20 protein-coding genes and 1 pseudogene are annotated in these 19,168 nt (G+C 35.8%); 14 read left to right on the top strand and 7 right to left on the bottom strand.

What is annotated here, in order from left to right:
• On the top strand, positions 1-1,071 hold a 1,071-nt coding region (locus AXA65_RS07970), incomplete at its 5' end, for an IS91 family transposase (protein ID WP_063969594.1).
• Between the two features lie 245 nt (positions 1,072-1,316).
• Here the strand turns inward: AXA65_RS07970 and AXA65_RS07975 are convergent.
• The 3 genes and pseudogenes from AXA65_RS07975 to AXA65_RS07985 all read right to left on the bottom strand — a co-directional run bounded on the left by AXA65_RS07975 (position 1,317) and on the right by AXA65_RS07985 (position 4,418).
• A complete protein-coding gene (locus AXA65_RS07975; protein WP_228391648.1) occupies positions 1,317-1,940 on the bottom strand; it encodes a macro domain-containing protein in 624 nt (207 codons plus the stop codon).
• 225 nt (positions 1,941-2,165) lie between these two features.
• Positions 2,166-2,729 (bottom strand): TIR domain-containing protein, encoded by a 564-nt coding sequence (locus AXA65_RS07980; protein ID WP_063969595.1) that lies wholly within the window; start codon positions 2,727-2,729, stop codon positions 2,166-2,168.
• A gap of 436 nt (positions 2,730-3,165) precedes the next feature.
• Positions 3,166-4,418, bottom strand: a pseudogene (locus AXA65_RS07985) (site-specific integrase).
• A 303-nt stretch (positions 4,419-4,721) separates the two neighbouring features.
• On the opposite strand from AXA65_RS07985, the gene pheS reads away from it, so the two are divergent.
• The 10 genes from pheS (at position 4,722) to AXA65_RS08030 (ending at position 11,363) form a co-directional block, all read left to right on the top strand.
• The gene (gene pheS / locus AXA65_RS07990; RefSeq protein ID WP_063969596.1) at positions 4,722-5,732 is read left to right on the top strand and encodes a phenylalanine--tRNA ligase subunit alpha; all 1,011 of its coding nucleotides are present in this window, start codon (positions 4,722-4,724) and stop codon (positions 5,730-5,732) included.
• A gap of 303 nt (positions 5,733-6,035) precedes the next feature.
• Positions 6,036-6,641 carry a CHASE3 domain-containing protein gene (locus AXA65_RS20145; RefSeq protein WP_228391641.1) on the top strand — a complete coding sequence of 202 codons (606 nt, stop codon included), beginning with the start codon at positions 6,036-6,038 and terminating at the stop codon, positions 6,639-6,641.
• Entirely contained in the window at positions 6,638-7,684 is a 1,047-nt protein-coding gene (locus AXA65_RS20150) for a sensor histidine kinase (RefSeq protein WP_228391642.1), read from the top strand. Before AXA65_RS20145 ends, AXA65_RS20150 begins: the two co-directional genes overlap by 4 nt.
• Positions 7,681-8,322, top strand: coding sequence for a response regulator transcription factor (locus AXA65_RS08000; protein ID WP_063969597.1), 642 nt, complete (start codon positions 7,681-7,683; stop codon positions 8,320-8,322). Before AXA65_RS20150 ends, AXA65_RS08000 begins: the two co-directional genes overlap by 4 nt.
• Before the next feature lie 630 nt (positions 8,323-8,952).
• Positions 8,953-9,285 (top strand): hypothetical protein, encoded by a 333-nt coding sequence (locus AXA65_RS08005; protein WP_063969598.1) that lies wholly within the window; start codon positions 8,953-8,955, stop codon positions 9,283-9,285.
• A gap of 323 nt (positions 9,286-9,608) precedes the next feature.
• Complete coding sequence (locus AXA65_RS08010) at positions 9,609-9,926, top strand: GNAT family N-acetyltransferase (protein ID WP_063969599.1); 318 nt, start codon at positions 9,609-9,611, stop codon at positions 9,924-9,926.
• 11 nt (positions 9,927-9,937) lie between these two features.
• Positions 9,938-10,465 carry an NADPH-dependent FMN reductase gene (locus tag AXA65_RS08015; RefSeq protein WP_063969600.1) on the top strand — a complete coding sequence of 176 codons (528 nt, stop codon included), beginning with the start codon at positions 9,938-9,940 and terminating at the stop codon, positions 10,463-10,465.
• Positions 10,465-10,677: a (4Fe-4S)-binding protein gene (locus tag AXA65_RS08020; protein WP_063969601.1), complete on the top strand. Its 213-nt coding sequence runs from the start codon at positions 10,465-10,467 to the stop codon at positions 10,675-10,677. The genes AXA65_RS08015 and AXA65_RS08020 overlap by 1 nt, the downstream gene beginning before the upstream one ends.
• A 2-nt stretch (positions 10,678-10,679) precedes the next feature.
• Entirely contained in the window at positions 10,680-11,075 is a 396-nt protein-coding gene (locus AXA65_RS08025) for an OsmC family protein (protein ID WP_063969602.1), read from the top strand.
• 9 nt (positions 11,076-11,084) lie between these two features.
• The gene (locus AXA65_RS08030; protein ID WP_063969634.1) at positions 11,085-11,363 is read left to right on the top strand and encodes a GNAT family N-acetyltransferase; all 279 of its coding nucleotides are present in this window, start codon (positions 11,085-11,087) and stop codon (positions 11,361-11,363) included.
• Between the two features lie 231 nt (positions 11,364-11,594).
• Here AXA65_RS08030 and AXA65_RS08035 read toward each other — a convergent pair whose 3' ends face one another.
• From AXA65_RS08035 to AXA65_RS08045, 4 genes are all read right to left on the bottom strand, one after another.
• A complete protein-coding gene (locus AXA65_RS08035; RefSeq protein WP_063969603.1) occupies positions 11,595-14,009 on the bottom strand; it encodes a DUF5916 domain-containing protein in 2,415 nt (804 codons plus the stop codon).
• A gap of 107 nt (positions 14,010-14,116) precedes the next feature.
• The gene (locus AXA65_RS08040; RefSeq protein WP_063969604.1) at positions 14,117-14,482 is read right to left on the bottom strand and encodes a type II toxin-antitoxin system VapC family toxin; all 366 of its coding nucleotides are present in this window, start codon (positions 14,480-14,482) and stop codon (positions 14,117-14,119) included.
• On the bottom strand, positions 14,472-14,639 hold the full coding sequence (locus AXA65_RS19880; RefSeq protein ID WP_165596581.1) for a hypothetical protein: 168 nt from the start codon (positions 14,637-14,639) through the stop codon (positions 14,472-14,474). The genes AXA65_RS08040 and AXA65_RS19880 overlap by 11 nt, the downstream gene beginning before the upstream one ends.
• A gap of 81 nt (positions 14,640-14,720) precedes the next feature.
• A complete protein-coding gene (locus AXA65_RS08045) occupies positions 14,721-16,394 on the bottom strand; it encodes a glutamine--tRNA ligase/YqeY domain fusion protein (protein ID WP_063969605.1) in 1,674 nt (557 codons plus the stop codon).
• Positions 16,395-16,597: 203 nt separating this feature from the next.
• On the opposite strand from AXA65_RS08045, the gene AXA65_RS08050 reads away from it, so the two are divergent.
• The 3 genes from AXA65_RS08050 (at position 16,598) to AXA65_RS08060 (ending at position 19,111) form a co-directional block, all read left to right on the top strand.
• Entirely contained in the window at positions 16,598-17,275 is a 678-nt protein-coding gene (locus tag AXA65_RS08050; protein ID WP_063969606.1) for a response regulator transcription factor, read from the top strand.
• Positions 17,276-17,306: 31 nt separating this feature from the next.
• Positions 17,307-18,395, top strand: coding sequence for a sensor histidine kinase (locus AXA65_RS08055; RefSeq protein ID WP_063969607.1), 1,089 nt, complete (start codon positions 17,307-17,309; stop codon positions 18,393-18,395).
• Positions 18,396-18,526: 131 nt separating this feature from the next.
• The gene (locus AXA65_RS08060; RefSeq protein WP_063969608.1) at positions 18,527-19,111 is read left to right on the top strand and encodes an IS1096 element passenger TnpR family protein; all 585 of its coding nucleotides are present in this window, start codon (positions 18,527-18,529) and stop codon (positions 19,109-19,111) included.
• Positions 19,112-19,168: the final 57 nt, after the last annotated feature.

Consider the following 19,168-nt stretch of genomic DNA (forward strand, 5'->3'; position numbering starts at 1 on the left):
CGTACATCGGCTTTGGGCGGTCATATTGACGCTTGTGACGAATGCGGAAATATCAGCATCAGCTACAACTCCTGCCGAAACCGGCACTGCCCGAAATGTCAGGGCAAAAACCGGGAGAAATGGATTGGAAGCAGAGAGGCAGAACTGCTTCCTGTGCCTTATTTGCATGTGGTTTTTACGCTTCCGGAAGTTTTAAATAAAACCGCACTTCATGCTCCGAAAATGTTGTATGATATTTTATTTGAATCGGCTTGGGAAACGCTGCAAACCTTTGGTGAAAATCGAGGTTTAAAGATGGGAATGATCGCTGTTTTGCATACTTGGGGACAGGATCTGAGTCTGCATCCGCATTTGCACTGCATCGTTCCGGGTGGCGGCGTGGATGAAAACGGAGTTTGGAAAAACATCAGAAGCGACGGTAATTTTTTGTTTCCTGTAAAGGCTTTGAGCAAAGTTTTCAGGGCTAAATTTTGTGAGAAACTGAAGGGTCGGTTATCATTAAAATGTAATAAAAATCAGACGGAAAATGATGAAAATCAATTTGAAAACCGAAAAAATGAAGCAGAAACTTATGAAAAACTCAGACAAAAACTTTGGGAAAAACCTTGGATAGTTTTCGCTAAAAAACCCTTTGGCAGCCCGAAATCTGTGGTGGAATATTTGGGAAGATACACTCACAAAATCGCGATCAGCAACCAGAGAATCAGGAAAGTTGATGCTGAAAATGTAACGTTGGAGTACAAAGATTACCGCCAGAAAGGCGTCAAAAAGCAGATGGTTTTGAGCCATGAGGAGTTTATCCGCCGTTTTGCGATGCATATTTTGCCGAAAAGATTTGTGAAAATCCGCCATTACGGTTTTCTCAGCAGCACGTGGAAACGGATGAAGCTTAAAAATCTGCAACAGAATTTAGGCATTCAGCCCAAGGAAAAACTACCACCCAAAGCTTTTCAGCCGAAATGTAGTTGTTGCAAAGTTGGGAGTTTGGTAACGATTGCGACGTTCGATTTGCGCGGTCCGCCACGTTGGTTTTTGGGGATGAGTCAAAACTTTGAAAAGCCTAAAATCTAGCATTTTGGGTAAGGGAATTTATGCCCGAAAGTAAAGGAAAACACGATAAAACCTGGAAAAACCACCAAATTCACCAACAAAAAAAGAGACCTTTCTGAAAGTCTCCTGTATATCTTTAAAATCCTTCGTCGGTAAACCCATAATGCTGAAAAAAGCTCCCGAAGCTTCCGTTCAACAGGGTTTTCATTGTTCGTGCTTCGCACGCAACGAAAACTTAGCTATTATAGGCAGTGGTTATTTGTGAGCTATAAACCTAATTCAATTGATTTGATATTAAACAGATTTATTTGCCCAATTTTATCCTCATGTACAACAATCGTTAACTTTGCAGGATGTTTAAATTTCATTTCACTTAATTTAAACGTCCAAAGCATAATTTTTAATAAGTCTTCATCGCTGATATTCTTATGTTCCTTAATTCTAGTTATTCCAGAACCGAAAATTGGAACTGATACCGTTTTTTGAGCATAAACGCGATTTACTCTATCCCAAAAGTTAATTAAAAATTCAATGTATTCAGGCATAGTAAGAATTGCCTTGTTATGTTCATCAAACTTAGTAAATGCTGTCAAAATAAAATCTTCATAGACGAAAATGGTACTTAATTTGAACTTTACCAGTTTTCCTCCAAGTCTTCTATAAGTTTGATTATCAATTATGTCTAATTCGTCTGAATTAGCTACTATAAAATTATCAAGCTTATCTACGTTGTCAAGGAAATTCTTTTTTACATAAATTCCGTTGAGCGAACTATTTGATATTATTTTATCATCTACTACAGTGTCAAAATATTCATTAAAAGGAATTACTTTAAAACCTTGTTCATTAAATAAATTGCCAGATTTAATGTGTACTTCACTTCCATCTATATGTCAATATTAATACTTGCAAGATTGTTTGCTCGGTACCAAATAACTAAATAAATTACAATAAGTACACCGAAAGTTATATAGCCAAAGTATCTTAGACAATCTTTGTATTCATCTGGAACAATATTAAAAAGTAATACAAATGATAAAATACCGGAAATTACTGAAAAATAAAACCAAAATTTATTTCTAACATTTTTATCTAATAATTTAACTTTCATAGTTTTAGTTGTAAAAATAGTCATTAGCTTCTTTCCCAGAATCTACTCTGAAGTTCGTATTGTTTAACGCTGTTCGAATAGTATCTTTACTCATTGGTATATGTAGTACGGGAACTTTTGATTTTGAATCTCTAAAAATAGGTAACTTATTCCATAAAGTTGTTACGGTACTATTCAAACTTGTTTTACCACTAGTGAGTAAATCATCTTTAGTTTTTAAATCAGGATATATTACAATTATAGGAAGTCCGAGAGTATTAATGCCGTAATCTAGTTCTTCTTTTAATGCTTTTGAATTCATTGTGTCATTACTTAAAAATAGAACGATATTTTTGGAATTTTTTAGTCTTTCTCGAAGTCTTGGTTTAAGTGTCGATTCCCAATCACTACTGTCACGAACATTGTAAGTTGTGTCATGAGCATTGTTAAAAGGAAATGAACTGTCCGAACCTTTCCATGCTTTTAATATATTGTAATAGCAAAAATCTTTAGTCGCATTTGCTCCAAGTGAAGATTCGTTAAATGGTTCGCTGACATAAAATGCGGTATAATTGTAAATTTTACTCATAAATTTATACTTGTTTTGGTTTTAAGTGTTGTTGTAATACCATTGCCTATAACACTCAAATATACGCAATTATCAATATGGAATCAAAATTTACTTTTTTTTCAAAGTATTGGTTTTCAAATCTATATTTAATTATAATCAATTGTAATTACTTACAAATGTTTAACATAATTGGTATTTAAAGAATCGTGTTTTGAGATTTTAGTAGTGTAATCTCACCCATCTTAAATACATTCAAAAGTAGAATTTTTGAATGATAATTTTTCAAAAAATATTTTAAAATTTAAAAAAAAATATTTTTTTTGATTGCTAAATTTTTCTACATTTATAAGTAATCAGGAACATTTCTTTTCATATGAAAGATTCAACTGAGAGTTGAGCCTTTAATACATTCTTAGGAGAATTTGAAAATCTTAAATTTCGCTTTATTAAATTCTTATTTGATTTGAGAATTAAAAGAACTTTCCATTTCTTTGAAATTTTCGGCTACCTTCCCCATATCTTTTCCTACTTTCTCGTTTAATATTTTTGCATAGATTTGTGTAGTTGCGATATTCTTATGTCCCATCATTTTGCTCAGACTTTCAAGCGGAACACCTTCACTGAGAATAAGGTAGCAAAAGTATGGCGTGCCAAATGGAATGTTACTTTTTTGTTTTCAAGACAGGAAATCAATTGGGATATCTTATTAAGGCTCTCATTGCAGTTATTATTGGCAGGTACTGGGAATAACAGTCCATTTTTGGAAAAACCTTCATATTTATTGATAATCATTTTTGGAATATCTAAAAGCATCACATTGGATGAGGTCGATGTTTTTTTCCTGCGAATGATAATCCATTCCTTGCCATCAAAAAACTTTTGAATATTGCTTTTTTTCAATCCTTTTATATCAGAATAAGAAAGCCCAGTGAAACAGCTGAAAACAAAAAGATCTTTTACCAGTTCGTCTTTCTTTTTAGCACATTCAAAACTAACAAGTTGTTCCAACTCACTTCGTAAAAGATAACCACGATCTCTGTCTTTCTTAGTGTTTTTGTATTCACTGAATGGATTGCTGGAAAGATGTTTCCTGCTTATTGCCAGTCGGCACAATGTTGTTAGCCCGATCATATAGACCCAGATTGTATTGTGTTCCAGACTTTGGTCATTACGAAGATAGTAATCGAATTCCTGAATAAATTCACAATCAATAGTTTTGAAAGGAATATCAGAAGTTTTGTATTTTGAAAGAGCAAAACTTCTGAGGTGAATCAAAAGACTCTTGTATTTCCCTAGAGTACCGTATGCCCTAAGTCCACTATCTACTTTTTTCTCAAAGTCCAGTAAAAATTTATCGTAGAATTTAAAAAATGTCAGCTCTCCGCTGTCCATACCAAGAAAAACATCTTTCAGCTTATTGCTGTTCACACTTCCATCACTATCCATAATTTTTGAGTGGCACCTTTCAATACCCAAACGTATGCTGTCAAGTCTAGTGTTTAGACTCTGTGCCTCTTTGCTTTTGCCTGAAACCCTCCCGTATTTCAAGTCCCACGCAGAAGCAGAAATATCCAGTTTTGCACTGAATGTGGATTGCTTGCCATTGACAGTTATCCTGCACATAATTGGCACAAGTCCGTTTTTCTTTGGTGCATTCTTTTTAAGGTAGAATAATACCTTGAATGTTGATCTCTTTGTCGCTTCCATAACTCACGATTTCTTAATGTTAAAATTAAAATATATAGAGCTTGGAAACAATATGAAAAAGAATGCAATAAACTGAAAAACAGTTATTTAAAAATCATTTAGAGATTTTTTAAAGTAACGATTTAGTAACCCAACTTTTGTATTCTCGTGCATTTTATTGCTTTCTACTGCAATACCAAAAAGTGAAAAACAGTTACAAATCCTTTATTTACAACTGTTTTACCTGTTTTATATCTTTGATGTTTTTTATCTAAAACTTTATTTTAAAATCGTATTTTTGCAATCTATATTTTATATATAACAATGCTAGAGAAAATTGATGACCTATTGGTAGAAGTGCAGAATTTCCGATCTTCCACCAAAGATGAGATAGAACAGTTCCGATTAAAATTCAATGGAAAAAAAGGGATCATGAATGATTTCTATGATTCTTTGAAGCAGATTCCTAATGAGCAAAAGAAAGATTTTGGACAGAAGATCAACATCTTGCGAAACGCTGTGAATGATAAGCTTGAAGATTTAAAATCATCTTCGGAAAGTAAGATTATTCTTGAAAAAGAAGATCTTACAAGACCTGCTTTTCCTTTGGAATTGGGTTCTCGTCATCCAATCAATCTGGTTAAAAACAGAATCATTGAGATCTTCAAATCTATCGGTTTTGCAGTTGCAGACGGACCTGAGATCGAAGATGACTGGCATAACTTCACCGCATTGAATCTTCCGGAATATCATCCGGCGAGAGATATGCAGGACACGTTTTTCATTGAGCAAGATCCTGATGTTCTATTAAGAACACATACTTCGTCTGTTCAGATCCGTTATATGGAAGAGAACGAACCGCCGATGAGAATTTTGGCGCCAGGAAGGGTTTTCAGAAATGAAGCTGTTTCTTCCCGTTCGCATTGTATTTTCCACCAGATCGAAGGACTTTATATTGATGAAAATGTAAGTTTTGCAGACCTTAAACAAACCATTCAATTCTTCACGACAGAACTTTTCGGAAAATCGAAGATCAGAATGAGACCTTCCTATTTCCCTTTCACAGAGCCAAGTGCGGAAGTAGACGTTTATTGGGGATTGAACTCTGAGACCGATTATAGGATCACGAAAGGAACTGGTTGGTTGGAGATCATGGGTTGTGGAATGGTCGATCCGGCGGTTCTTAAAAACGTGAACATCGATCCAGATAAATTCTCAGGCTATGCTTTTGGAATGGGAATAGAGAGAATCGTCATGTTGCTTTATCAAATGAGCGACATCCGAATGTTCTTCGAAAATGACGTGAGAATGTTGGAACAATTTAAGAGTTTATAATCATTCTATTAAATATATTAAAATCCTGTGAAAATCCAATTCACAGGATTTTTTTTCATACTTTTATAATATATCATCTGCTAAATCACATTTTATACTCAAATACTTATCAAAAAATTTAGCCGATAAATCAATATCTTTATGATATTGCTTATTTTTGCATTTTATAAATATTATTTAAATAATGCTTATATTCAAAAAAACAAAACCGACCACAAATGACCTCTAATAAAGACCTTTCTAAATCATCAAACTTTAAATTCAGAAAAATAGTTCATTACTCTCTTATCATTTGTATTCTTTTTGATACAGTTGATCATCGCAGGGTATTTTTATAACGAATTTGTAAACAGAAAAAATCTGACCTTCATTGAAAACCAATTGAAAGATGTCCGTTCTTTGGAAGATCTGACAGATAATTCCCGAAAGGAGCTTATCAATTCTCAGGATTATTTTCAAAAATATCTGATCACTGACGACAAAAAATTCTTGAATTCCTATTTCCAATCCGTCAACAGACTTAGTCAAAACCTAGATAGCATCAATCAATTCAAGGATAAAAATCCGAGATTGCGAAAAATTGTTTCCAGAAAGCAAGAAGACACCATTGAATTAAGAAAATTAAAACTTCTCGTAGATTCCAGCTTTCAATTTTCTACAAAATCGAATTTTAAAATGCAAGATGAATTGCCAAAATTCAAAAAGATGGATTTTAATTACAATTTCGAGAAATTTGACATTCAGCAGCAAACCTATGCAGATACCATTGAGAAAAAAGGTCTATTTGGAAGGCTTGGTGACGCCATTGCAGGAAAAGTGAATGTGCAGAAAGAAAGCACCGTGATCACCTTGAAAAATGGACAAACTACGGACGCTTCCAAAATGAATCGGAACTGGACAGTCTCATGAGATCGATCAACAATCATTATTCTAAAGAGGTACAAAAGATACAGGTCAACGTTACCAAGAACAATGATAACAACGGAAAGTTCTACAAAACCTTCAATAACATGCTGATCTACAGCAACGACCTGATGAATATCTACGAATTTGCAATCAGAGATTCCAAGTTCGAATTGGAAAAAGAACTGGCGACTCAGAATTCTGCAAGCAACAAGATCAGAATTTATCTGGTTTTGGGATCCATGGTTCTGATGTTCATTGTTTCGATACTCATCATGTACTTGACACGGATGGCATTTATCTATGAAAAAAGATTGAACTCTGCCAATCAACAAATTAAAGAGAATCTCAATTTCAAAAATAGGATATTGGGAATGCTGAGCCATGAATTGAGGTCACCACTTAAGATCATTGGTATTTTCATCAAAAGGATCCATAAGAAAACCGAGGACGAAACGGTAAAAGAATATCTGAAATCGATCAGTTTTACGAATGATACTTTACTGATGCAGGCCAATCAGATCTTGGAATATACAAAGAATCAACAAGTGCAAAACAAGTTGATTCCTGTCACATTCAATCTTAATAATGAGATCACCTCTATACTAACCGCAATCGAACCTTACATAGAAACGAGAAATAATAAATTTGTCATTAATAAAGATATTGATCCTGATATTGTTGTGCACTCTGACAATACGAAGATCAACCAGATCTTTATGAATATTCTTGGGAATGCCAATAAGTTTACGGAGAACGGCCAGATCACAGTGAACACTTCTGCAAAATATCTGGATGAAAAAACGGTAACTTTGACAACAGAGATCGTCGACACTGGTGCGGGAATTTCAAGATCCGACCTGGAGAAGATCTTCGAACCGTATTATCAAGGCGTATTGTCAGAAGATGTGGAAAATCTGGGTGCAGGTCTTGGATTGAGTTTGTGTAAGGAGATCGTAGAACTTTATTCCGGGAAAATTTCGGTAGACAGCGAATTGAATGAAGGTACAACGGTAACCTTCTCTATCAATTTGAATATTAATAAATGAATCAATTAGATAAATCGATCACTTTTCTATTGGCAGATGACCACAGTCTTATCAGACAAGGAATCGTATTCATGTTAGAGGAAATGGAATTGGACTTTGATGTACACCATGCTTCCACCTTGCAAAAAGCCTTGGAATCTATCAAAGCCAACCCTATTGATATCGCCATCATCGATGCCCATTTTCCTGATGGAAACAGCTTGTCTATCCTATCTGAAATTAAAAACATCCGACCTGAAACCAAGATCCTGATATTCTCTGGAATTGATGAGAACACACAGTCTCTTAAATTCATCAACGCTGGAGCAAACGGATTCTTAAGCAAACTGAGCGAAGAAGAGGACGTGAAAAAAGCCATCTTTGAGATCATCCAGAAGGGCGAATATATCTCGCCTACCACACAGGCACTGCTAATGAGTTCTTTACGCAACAAAAACTTGATCAATCCTTTACATTCCCTTACGGAAAGGGAATTGCAGATTGCAGAAATGTATGCAGAAGGTTTGGGAAATCTAGAGATCGCCAACAAGCTGGACATCAAACAAAACACCGTGAGTACGCTCAAGAAAAGAATATTTGATAAGCTGGGAGTCGATAATTTTGTAGAACTTATTGAACTGATGAAAGATCACCATTAATCACTCTATTCATTTTTCACAAATAATCTGAGACCTATTTTTCGAAAGAGGTCTTTTTTGTAGATAAATATCTACAAGCTCATCGATATACATCTAAGCTGTTTATGACATTCCTATTCGAGATGTTGGTATTTTTGTACCAAGATAATCGACAATAAAAACACAAATGAAAATTGGATTCTGAAAACACAAATGATGAGACCACAATTGTTGACGATTCTGAAAGCAAATGATGAACAAGGATTGCATCACAACATTGAAAAATATTGTAAGTGATTCTAAAAAGGGCAAAAACACAAATTAAAAAAGCCTAAAACAAATGATGAAAATAAGTATCAGATTTTACAGAGTCTTACGGCTCTGTAAAAGATACTTACAAAAACGAAACACAAAGATTCTGAAAATACAAAGATGATTTTAAGACACAAATGATGACTTTTTTATGATCATAATTACAGATCTTTCGGCTCTGTAATTATGATCTTTTTAGTAAAAAACAAAGGTCATGATTTGAACAATATTCCGAAAAAGGCGATCAATACGATCAATTTAAAAATATTGAATAAAAAATCATTAATTTTTAACCACAAATCATTTTAATTGTTTACATTTATATAACACAAATGAACAATGAAAATCAATAATAAAAAAGAGATCGCAATTGCGATGTATGGATTTTTCCTACTTATTTTAGTAGACCTTGTATTTCTTGTATTTGCAAAAAAGATATTTGTGATATCCAATTTGTACCTGTACGGTTCTTTTTTTTCACTTTTACTTTTTCGCATCTGGAAAATTGTTACACTCAAGATTTTCTCTTTGGAGGTTTCGGAGCATATTTTCTCCATCAAGTACACACATCCTCCTGTTAAAAGTAGACAGCCTGCATTAGAAGTGCCATTGCAAAAAGTCGTTTCTGTAAAAACAGAAAAAGGTGTCATGAATTACATAATGGTCATCTGAATCAATTCGAGAAGGGGAATCAGAAACTTCTATTACAGGCTTGGCAGACTTCCTGAAAATCAAAATGACAAGTTCCAAAAAATATCAGAATTCATTGCGTCCGCACGTACGCAACCAGAAGTAGCATAACCATTTACCTAATATTAAAACATCAATTTATCCATAAGGAACTTAACCTTTCCTGATCCTGTGAAAAAGATTCGCAGGATTTTTTTGTTTAAAAACCATACTCAAGCGAAAATATCCTACATCAATTTCGATAGCGTTCTGTTTGTCCAATTTTGAAAAATAAATAATTGCTAACTTTAAAAATAAAATTAAATATGAAAACAGAATTCGAAGCAGTACCGCTTACAAAGAATGAATCCAAAAAACGTTTCGAAATAGAAGTTGACGGATATTTTGCTTTTATCAATTATGGCGAAACAGATAACCAAATTGCATTGGTCCATACAGAAGCTGATCCAGAATTGGCAGGAACTGGTGCTGCAGCAGCCGTCGTAGAGAAAACCTTGGAGTTCATCAAAGAAAGTGGCAAAAAACTATTACCCTTTTGTCCGTACGTATTTGCATTCATCAAGAAACATCCAGAATGGAAAATCATTGTTGACGAAAAATTTGCTGCTTACGATAAACTTTAAAATCAGAACCTATGAAAATATTTGCATTTGCAGGAAGTAACTCTTCCACATCTATTAATAAAGAGTTGGTAAAATTCGTACTGAAACGTTTTCCGAACGAAGAAATCAATCTGATCGACCTCAATGATTATCTGATGCCTGTTTTCTCTGTCGATCTTGAGAAGAAAGGCTTTCCAGAGGAAGCACATAAGTTTCTAAAAAACATAGAAGAATCTGATGTCATCATCTGTTCTTTGGCAGAAAACAACCGTTCGTACAGCGCGGCTTTCAAAAATATCTTTGACTGGGCTTCCAGGATCAATGTGAAAGTTTTCCAGGACAAACCAATGTTTCTGATGACGACTTCACCAGGCGGTTATGGCGGAGGAAATGTGATGGCAGAAGCTTCAAAATTCTTTCCACAATTCGGAGCAGATATCAAGGAAACTTTTTCTTTGCCTAAGTTTTACGAAAATTTTGACCTGGAAAATGGCATCGTAGAACCGGAATTACTAAGTACAATTGAGTCAAAAATTGAAAACTTCAAAGATCAGATCTAATGGACACACACGAATATAACGCTGACGAAATAACCGTTCTTTGGAAACCAAAAGTATGCATCCGTGCAGGTGTTTGCGTAAAAATGCTTCCAAAAGTTTACAATCCAATAGACAGACCTTGGATCAAAACAGAAAATGCGACCGCAGAAGAACTCAAAGATCAAATTACGAAGTGTCCATCAGGCGCTTTGAGCTATAAATTAAATTCATAAAAATGGGTGTGAAAGTAAAAGCGACCTTAGGGACAGAAAAATATTATACAGAAGTTATCGCCGGAGAAAATACATTGATAACGGATGAACCTGTTGACAAAGGTGGAGGAAATAAAGGCTTCAATCCTTTTGAGATCCTTGCAACCTCGCTCGCAAGCTGTACTGCAGCAACACTACGAGTGTACATCGACAGGAAAGGCTGGGACATCCCGACCATCAATGTGGAAGTGGATCTGGAAAATTTTCCTCAAACTAGAACGGCTCAGTTTTGTAGGATCATCGATTTTGGAGCCACAGAAGTTAGCGAAGAGATCAAAGACAGACTTTTCAAAATTGCAGACGCCTGTCCCGTCCATAAAATATTGACAAATAATATCGAAATTTTAACTAAAATCTAAATAAAAATGCTGGAAATAAAACAAAATAACAAAGATACAAAAGGTGAATTCGTAGCATTCTTTGACGGAAAACAAGCTGGGTTGATGACTTACTCTTGGGCTGGCGCAGAGAAATTCATCATCGATCACACAGAAGTACTACCGGCTTACAATGGTAAAGGTATCGGAAAGGAATTGGTCTACAAAGCTGTTGAATTTGCGAGAGAAAATAACTTGAAGATCATTCCGCTTTGTCCTTTCGCAACCGCGACATTTAAAAAGAATGAAGAGATCAGAGACGTATTGTAATGATAAATTATAAGTAATAAATGATAATATAAATCCATTTCAAATTTTCTAAAAATGGATTTATTTTTTTAATATCAACTGGATATGCAGCCCGACTTATCTCATCTTTTCTATTTTTTTATTTGAATCGATGAACCACTTCTTTAGGTTTGAGTGGAACTCTTTTTTTGCGGCTGGAATGCTAAGGCCAGAAAAAGCGGGAGCGGAAGGCGGAAAAGCTGCCCAAATTATTTAAAACCAATTCTTAACTCTGTTATAATCCAGGAAATAAGTAATCCTTAAAGAAAAATTGTTGATCATCGGTGCATCAAAAAGTTCATTGAAATTATTTTTGAATCGCATTCTTGAAACTTCCAGATAGTTGCTGGTGGCATTTCTGTACAGCAAAGTTAGTTGACTGCCCGGCGCAAACCACCACGAATAGCGCAGATCCACATTCCAGGAGTTGTAGGTCCTAGCAAGATTTGGGCTGTAAAATGTATTTTCATTCAGCCCTCCATCATTTTCCAACGTGTAAAATTGTTTGTACGTAACATCAGAAAAATAGTGGCGGAAAGCGAGGGACAAAGACATTTTTTCATTGAAGGTATATTGTCCGGTCAAGGAGTTTTCATAGGTGCTTCTCTGACGTCTTCCCATATAAATTTGATTGTCCTCTTTTCCTGCAAACCCAACTTCGTTATTGCTAAAAATAGGATTGAATTTCCATATCAAATTGAGCTGATCCGAAGCTCTGTAACGAAGATATAATGAAGGAATCACAAGATTTCGACCTTTCTGGTCATAGGCGTAATAGTCAACGGAAACATTGTACTGAAGTTTTTTTCGACTGTCACTTTCGAAGAATAACCAACTGTCAAAATAGCCGGGGACCTTCAAATATCTACCAAAAGTTCTTGGCTCGTAGATGTCTTTTTCTCCGTACGGCGTGAACTCAACACCACCACCAAAACTTTGAAACTTCTTGTTGGTGAATGAGTTATTATGATTGAAAACTAATTTTTGATTAAGGAAAGGTTCCAATCTGTGATAATAATTTAGATTGAAATTCAGGTACATATTGTTGAGATTTCCTTTTGGCTGAAGGATCCTGTAGCCATACCAAGCATTATGATTTCCATAATTGGTCAGAGTCGAAAATCCCAGGTCATTGATATCCCAGTTTTTATCAACCAAATTAGCATTCACTTCGAAGCGGTGATTACCGGAAAATTTCCCGACACCTGCGCTTCCTCTCGCTCCAAAAGTAGTTCCGTTATCTCTTACCCAACTGCCTTTCAGATTTCCGTAATAATTATATGTATTGCTTTTGTTGGTAATGTTCCAGAGCAATCCAGTCGCGTTGGCATCACGGAACTCGCCCATTCTCATCGTACTCGTATTGACAAAAGTGACAGACGAATTGCCGCCAAACCGCTGATCGAAGACCAAAACATTATAATTGGTCCAAGGCTCAACGGTTTCTTTTCTCGTTGCTCCGGTTTCATTATTTTGAATGGTTGCTTCCATCTTCTCGGTCACACCATTGAAAATTCCGATTCCGAGACCTTTTTTAGTCCTTCCTGAGATTTTAAAGGCATTGAACAATTTTACTTTTCCTGGATATTCCGTCAAGGTTTCATTTTCGCCGACAGTTGGATAGATCGATGGTTCGCCTCCTACTCTTCTGGAATAGAACATATCGCCTTTGCTGAAAAGCTCTGTACCTTCCATAAAGAATGACCGTTGCTCGGAAAATTGTTGCTCAAAAGGTGTTAAATTTAAAATCGAATTATCAAAGTTGGCCTGTCCAAAATCTGGGATCAAGGTCATATCGAAGGTGAAAGCATCATTGATCCCATATTTCAGATCCATTCCGCCATTCACATTCATTTCTGTTTTGCCATCAAAATTGTTGACATAAGTTGAAAAATAAGGCGTGAAGGAAAGTCTGGTCGGGGTTTTTACGTTTTCGATTCCATTGAGCACACCATCATACAAAGTATAATTTCCCTTTTGATTGTCCACGTGATTCCAATCGTACATCGTATTGGTTCTCTTGATCTTTCTGATCATATTGAGACCAAATTTCTGCAAATCTTTTTTAGGAAAACGAAGCTCGAAAAAAGGAATTTTCATCTCAACCGCCCAGCCTTTTTCATTGATCTTCACAGCGCTGTACCAAACGGCATTCCAGGACATATCCTCATTCTCGGTCGTCAATTTGCCATCGACCTGAACACCAGCAGCGGTAACGATGAACTCCAAACTCTGCTGGTGATCATTATAACCATTGATGATGATCCCGAAAAAATCGTCATTGGCTATGTTGTCTCTCTCCGTCAGTTCCTTTAAAATTTTGGAAGGATCAGGATCGAACATTTGGGCGGCAATGTACAACCCTGTATCGTCGTAGAGGAACTTAACTTCGGTTTTCAAACTGTCTGGCTGAGGCTTTCCGTTGTTTGGCTGACGTTCTACAAAATTGGTCGCAACTGGAACATTTTTCCAGATCTCGTCATCCAAAATGCCATCTATCTTTAAAGTTTGATCTTTCTTTAAAGCATTCAGATTTTTTCTAGAAATACTATCAGAAGTGATTGTTTTTTGTGCAGCGATCTGTCCAAAAAAAAGAATCAAAATGAAGATATTGAATTTGGTTTTCATAGTAAAGGTTATTCTTGAGTTAGACAAACTACAGAACAACTCTATTACATCAAAAATAAAAAAAATCAGACAAACGCCTGATTTTCAATTTAATATTGTTTATACAATTAGATTTCAATTAATATCAAATCCCATTCCTTGATTTTTGAAAAACCTTTGTCTGCTGTCACTATCGGAATTCCATAAACCAGAGAACTCGCAGCAATAATAGCATCAGGCAATTTAATTGAATATTTCCTTCTCAACTCAATTGTTTTCTCTTTAATCTTTGAATTCAATTCAATCTCAAAACAATCATTGATTAGTTGTTTCAATTGGGTTTCGTCAGATTTTGTGATTCCCTTATATCCAAGTAATTCAATTTCAGAAATAAAAGAAACGCCAAAATTATATTCAAGAAATGGTTCTATTATTTTGTTTCCTTCGTGAATATAAATCAGAAAATTGGTATCCGCAATAAAATCAATCTTCATCTTCTCTTATTGCAATTTGATATTTCAAGCCGTCAATATCTCTTTTTAATTTCCCAAAATGCTTTGCCAGATTTCCTTGAGAATTGCTTTTTTGAAGCTTTTCCTTGAGAATTTTTGAAACATTTTTGGAATTATTTTTATCTATAATTAATGTCATTTGCATGTATTTATTTAATCAAATTTACAATTTATTTCAATACATTATAATTCCAAAAATATTAAAACTTATATCGTCTAATTAAGGTTTGTAACCATCCTTCAAAGTCACCGTTCTGTTGAACACCAAAGTCTCATCAGAAGAATCTCTGTCCTTCATATAATAACCAATTCTTTGGAACTGGAAATGATCTTCTAAAGTGGCGTCTTTCAAACTCGGTTCAGCAAATCCGTGCGTCACTCTCAACGATTGAGGATTGATGAATTGGATGAAATCTACTTCCTTCTCCGCATCCGGCTGTTCTGTGGTGAACAATCTCTCGTAAGTTCTGATCTCGATCGGCAAAGCATGTTTTGCAGAAACCCAATGCAGCGTTCCTTTCACTTTTCTAAGACTTGCCTCGGTTCCACTTCCCGATTTAGAATCTTCATCATAAGTTGCAAAAATCGTAGTGATCTCGCCGTTCGCATCTTTTTCAACACGATTGGCTTTGATGATATAACCCGCTTTCAGACGAACTTCTCCGTCCAATTTCAGTCGGAAGAATTTCTTATCAGCTTCTTCTTTGAAATCTTCTCTCTCGATGTAGATCTCTCTGGAGAAAGGCACTTGTCTTGTTCCTGCGTTTTCGTCTTCAGGATTATTTTCCGTTTCCAACCATTCTTCTTTATCTTCTGGATAATTTTCGATGATCAATTTAACAGGATTTACAACCGCCATTACACGGGTAGCCACTTTGTTAAGGTCTTCTCTCACACAGAATTCAAGTAACTGAATATCAATCAGGTTCTCTCTTTTTGCAACACCAACTTTCTCGATGAAATTTTTGATGGCAGTCGGTGTATAACCTTTCCTCCTCAAACCAGAAATTGTTGGCATTCTTGGATCATCCCAACCAGTAGTGATATTTTCTTGAACCAATCTTTGAAGTTTTCTTTTCGAGGTCACCATATAAGAAACGTTCATCCTTGCGAATTCTCTCTGCTTCGGCGCCACACTTTTGTTATCATAAACCTGACCCAAATACCATTCATACAATGGGCGGTGGTTCTCAAATTCCAATGAACACAAAGAGTGCGAAATTTGTTCTATGTAATCGGATTGGCCGTGTGCCCAATCGTACATTGGATAGATCTTCCATTTTTCGCCGGTTCTGTGGTGCGGTTTTTTCAGGATCCTGTACATCACCGGATCACGCATATTCATATTCGGGGAAGCCATATCGATCTTGGCGCGCAAACTCATCGCACCTTCCTCAAATTCTCCATTCTTCATTTTCTCGAACAATTCAAGACTTTCTTCAACAGGACGATCTCTGAATGGCGAATCCACACCTTCCTCAAAAGGATTTTTTCTCTGTGCTGTAATATCTTCAGACGATTGCTCATCTACATAAGCTTTGCCTTGTTTGATAAGTTCCAAAGCCCAATTGTACAGTTGTTCAAAATAATCTGAGGTGTACAATTCCTGGTCATATTGGAAACCCAACCAATCGATATCTGCTTTAATGGAATCTACAAATTCCTGCTCTTCTTTTGCAGGATTGGTGTCATCAAAACGAAGGTTGACAGGCGCATTATATTTCTGTCCCAAACCGAAGTTGATACAGATCGCTTTTGTGTGACCAATGTGAAGATATCCGTTTGGTTCCGGCGGAAATCTGAAACGCAGTTTAGACAAGTCCAAGCCGTTTTCCAAATCGTCTTCTATAATTTGCTCAATAAAATTGAGGGATTTTTTTTCTTCTTCTTCCATAATCTGAACGTGAAGTGCAAATTTAACTTAATTTCCTCAAAAAATAAAACGAATCCTGTTTATAAAATTTCATCATTTTCAATATAAAAAAAGCTTCCGTAAACCCTGTTTATTGGCTTTTAAATGTTAAATTTGTGTGAACTTTAAACATTTGGTCATATAGAGTTCATTTTTTTTTAATTTTGACATATTAATAAATCGAAATGAATCGTAAAAAAATCCTTTTAATTGATGATGAACAGGACATCTTGGAAATCATCTCTTATAATTTGGAAAAAGAAGGCTATCAGGTTTTCACTGCCGGAAACGGAAATGAGGGAATCGCCAAAGCAAAAGAGATCTTGCCAGATCTTATCTTACTAGACGTGATGATGCCTGAAAAAGATGGTATCGAGACCTGTCAGGACCTTCGCAAGATCAAAGAACTTCAAAAAACATTGATTGTTTTCTTATCAGCTAGAAGCGAGGAATTTTCCCAATTAGCTGGCTATCAAGCCGGTGCCAATGATTACATTGTCAAATTGATCAAACCAAAAGTTCTGATCTCCAAAGTGGCAGCACTTTTACAGCTAGGTGCCAATTCCAATGAGAATTCAAACTATATCGAGATCGGCGATCTGATCATTGATAAAGACAACTTCAAAGTTTCAAAGGCCAAGGAAGAGTTTTTGCTGCCAAAAAAGGAATTCGATCTGCTTTATCTTTTGGCTTCTAATACTGAAAAAGTATTTAAAAGAGAAGAAATTTTGGAAAGAGTTTGGGGCAACGACGTGATCGTTGGAGAAAGAACAATCGACGTCCATATCAGGAGATTACGAGAGAAGCTGGGAATCAATACGATCCAGACGCTTAAAGGAATAGGTTATAAATTAGTAGTTTAAGGTTTTCTGAAAAGAAAATCTTTTTTTTGAAATGAGATTTAGAAATTCGGTAAAGATCAATTGGATATCTGCTGCAGCATCATTTTTACTGGTCGCTGTTGTGGGCGTTGTGGTTCTGATGTTTGAATTTTACACAGATGATTCCTATTTCAAAACCCGTGATTTCAATTATTTCCTAGCCTTCACACTTTGGTTTCTGTTCGTCCTCAATTATTTTGTGTTGGAATTCCTATTCAGTTTTTACAGCAGAAATCAAATCAGAAGAATCACCAATATCCTTCCGGAAGACATCATCCATGATTACGACACAGATCTAGGCTTCAAAGAACTCGGCGAAAAGATGCACGAGATGAATCAGAGAAATGCCGAAATGGACCTGATGAAGGAAATGGAAGACTACCGGAAAGAATACATCGGAAATGTTTCGCACGAGCTGAAAACACCACTGTTTTCCATCCAAGGTTATATAGAAACATTGCGTGATGGCGGTGTGGAAGACCTCAGCATCCGCGACAAATACCTCCAACGAATCGACAGTTCTGTAGAACGACTTCTGAATATAGTGAAAGACCTGGACATGATCAACCGTTTCGAGGCTGGACAGATCGAACTGAAATATTCTACTTTTGATATTAATCATCTGATACAAGAAGTCTTTGACCTCTTGGAAATGGAAGCCGAAAGACAATCGATGACCATGCAACTTCAAACGACACAGTCGCAATTATTCGTTTTTGCTGACAAACAGCGAATCTCGCAGGTTTTGATCAATCTCATATCAAATGCGGTAAAATATGCCAACCGAGAAGAAGCTCAGATCATCGTTTCCACCAGAGAAGGTGTCCAAAATATCCACATCTCTGTAGAAGACAACGGAATGGGGATCAAGCCAGAAAATCTGCCAAGGATCTTCGAACGTTTCTATCGTGTGGAAAGCAGTAGAAACCGGAAAGAAGGTGGATCTGGTCTTGGACTCGCTATCGTAAAACACATTATGGAAGCCCATAAACAAACGATAAGTGTAGAAAGCGTCTACTTATCTGGCACCAAATTCAAGTTCAAACTGGCCAAATCTTCTATTGAAAAGATCAGGAAAATAAAGGCCAATTTCATCGAATAATTTTAAGTTCCAAAAACGCTGAATTTATAAAAATCTTTTTTGAAAAAAAATTTACAAGAAATTTTTATGGAATTTCATTTGTTTTATATTTGCATCATTAATCAAGCTAATAAAGTTAAAGTAAAACAACAATGGTTTATAAGATAAGAGTAATTCTAGACGCAAAGGATACGATCTTCAGAGACATCGAGGTGAAAGGCAAACAGACACTTTGGAATCTGCATCTGGGTATCAAAAGTGCGTTCAGCTTACCAGGTGAAGAGTTGTCTTCTTTTTATTTTTCTGATGATGAATGGAATGAAGGAAAAGCTGTTCCTTTGGAGGACATGAGCGATGACGGTGATGGAGAGATCATGTCAGACGTTTATTTACCGGAAGGTTTCCCTGCGGTTGGAGAAAAGATGAGATTCCAGTACGGATTCATAGAGCTTTGGGATTTTTTCTGCGAGCTTTTGGAAATTATCGATGAGAAACCAGCGGTCAATTATCCAATTACGGTCTATAGATTTGGAAATGTGCCTTTGAAAGCGCCTAGCAAAACAGGTTCTGCCAACGGAAAAAGCAAAAATTCTGCAATGCCTTTGCTGGAAGATGATTTTGGAGACTTCGAATCTGAGTTCAAAGCTTCAAGTTTTGAAGACGAAGATGATGACTACAACGATGATGAGGAAGAAGATGGCTACAACGACGTTTTCGAAGAAGACGATGAAGATTAAGAATCTTTTCTAAAAATATATTTAAAAAGCCCGAATTGTTCGGGCTTTTTTATTTAT

Origin of the sequence: Chryseobacterium sp. FP211-J200, from assembly GCF_001643375.1 — a bacterium.
Lineage (GTDB): Bacteria > Bacteroidota > Bacteroidia > Flavobacteriales > Weeksellaceae > Epilithonimonas > Epilithonimonas ginsengisoli.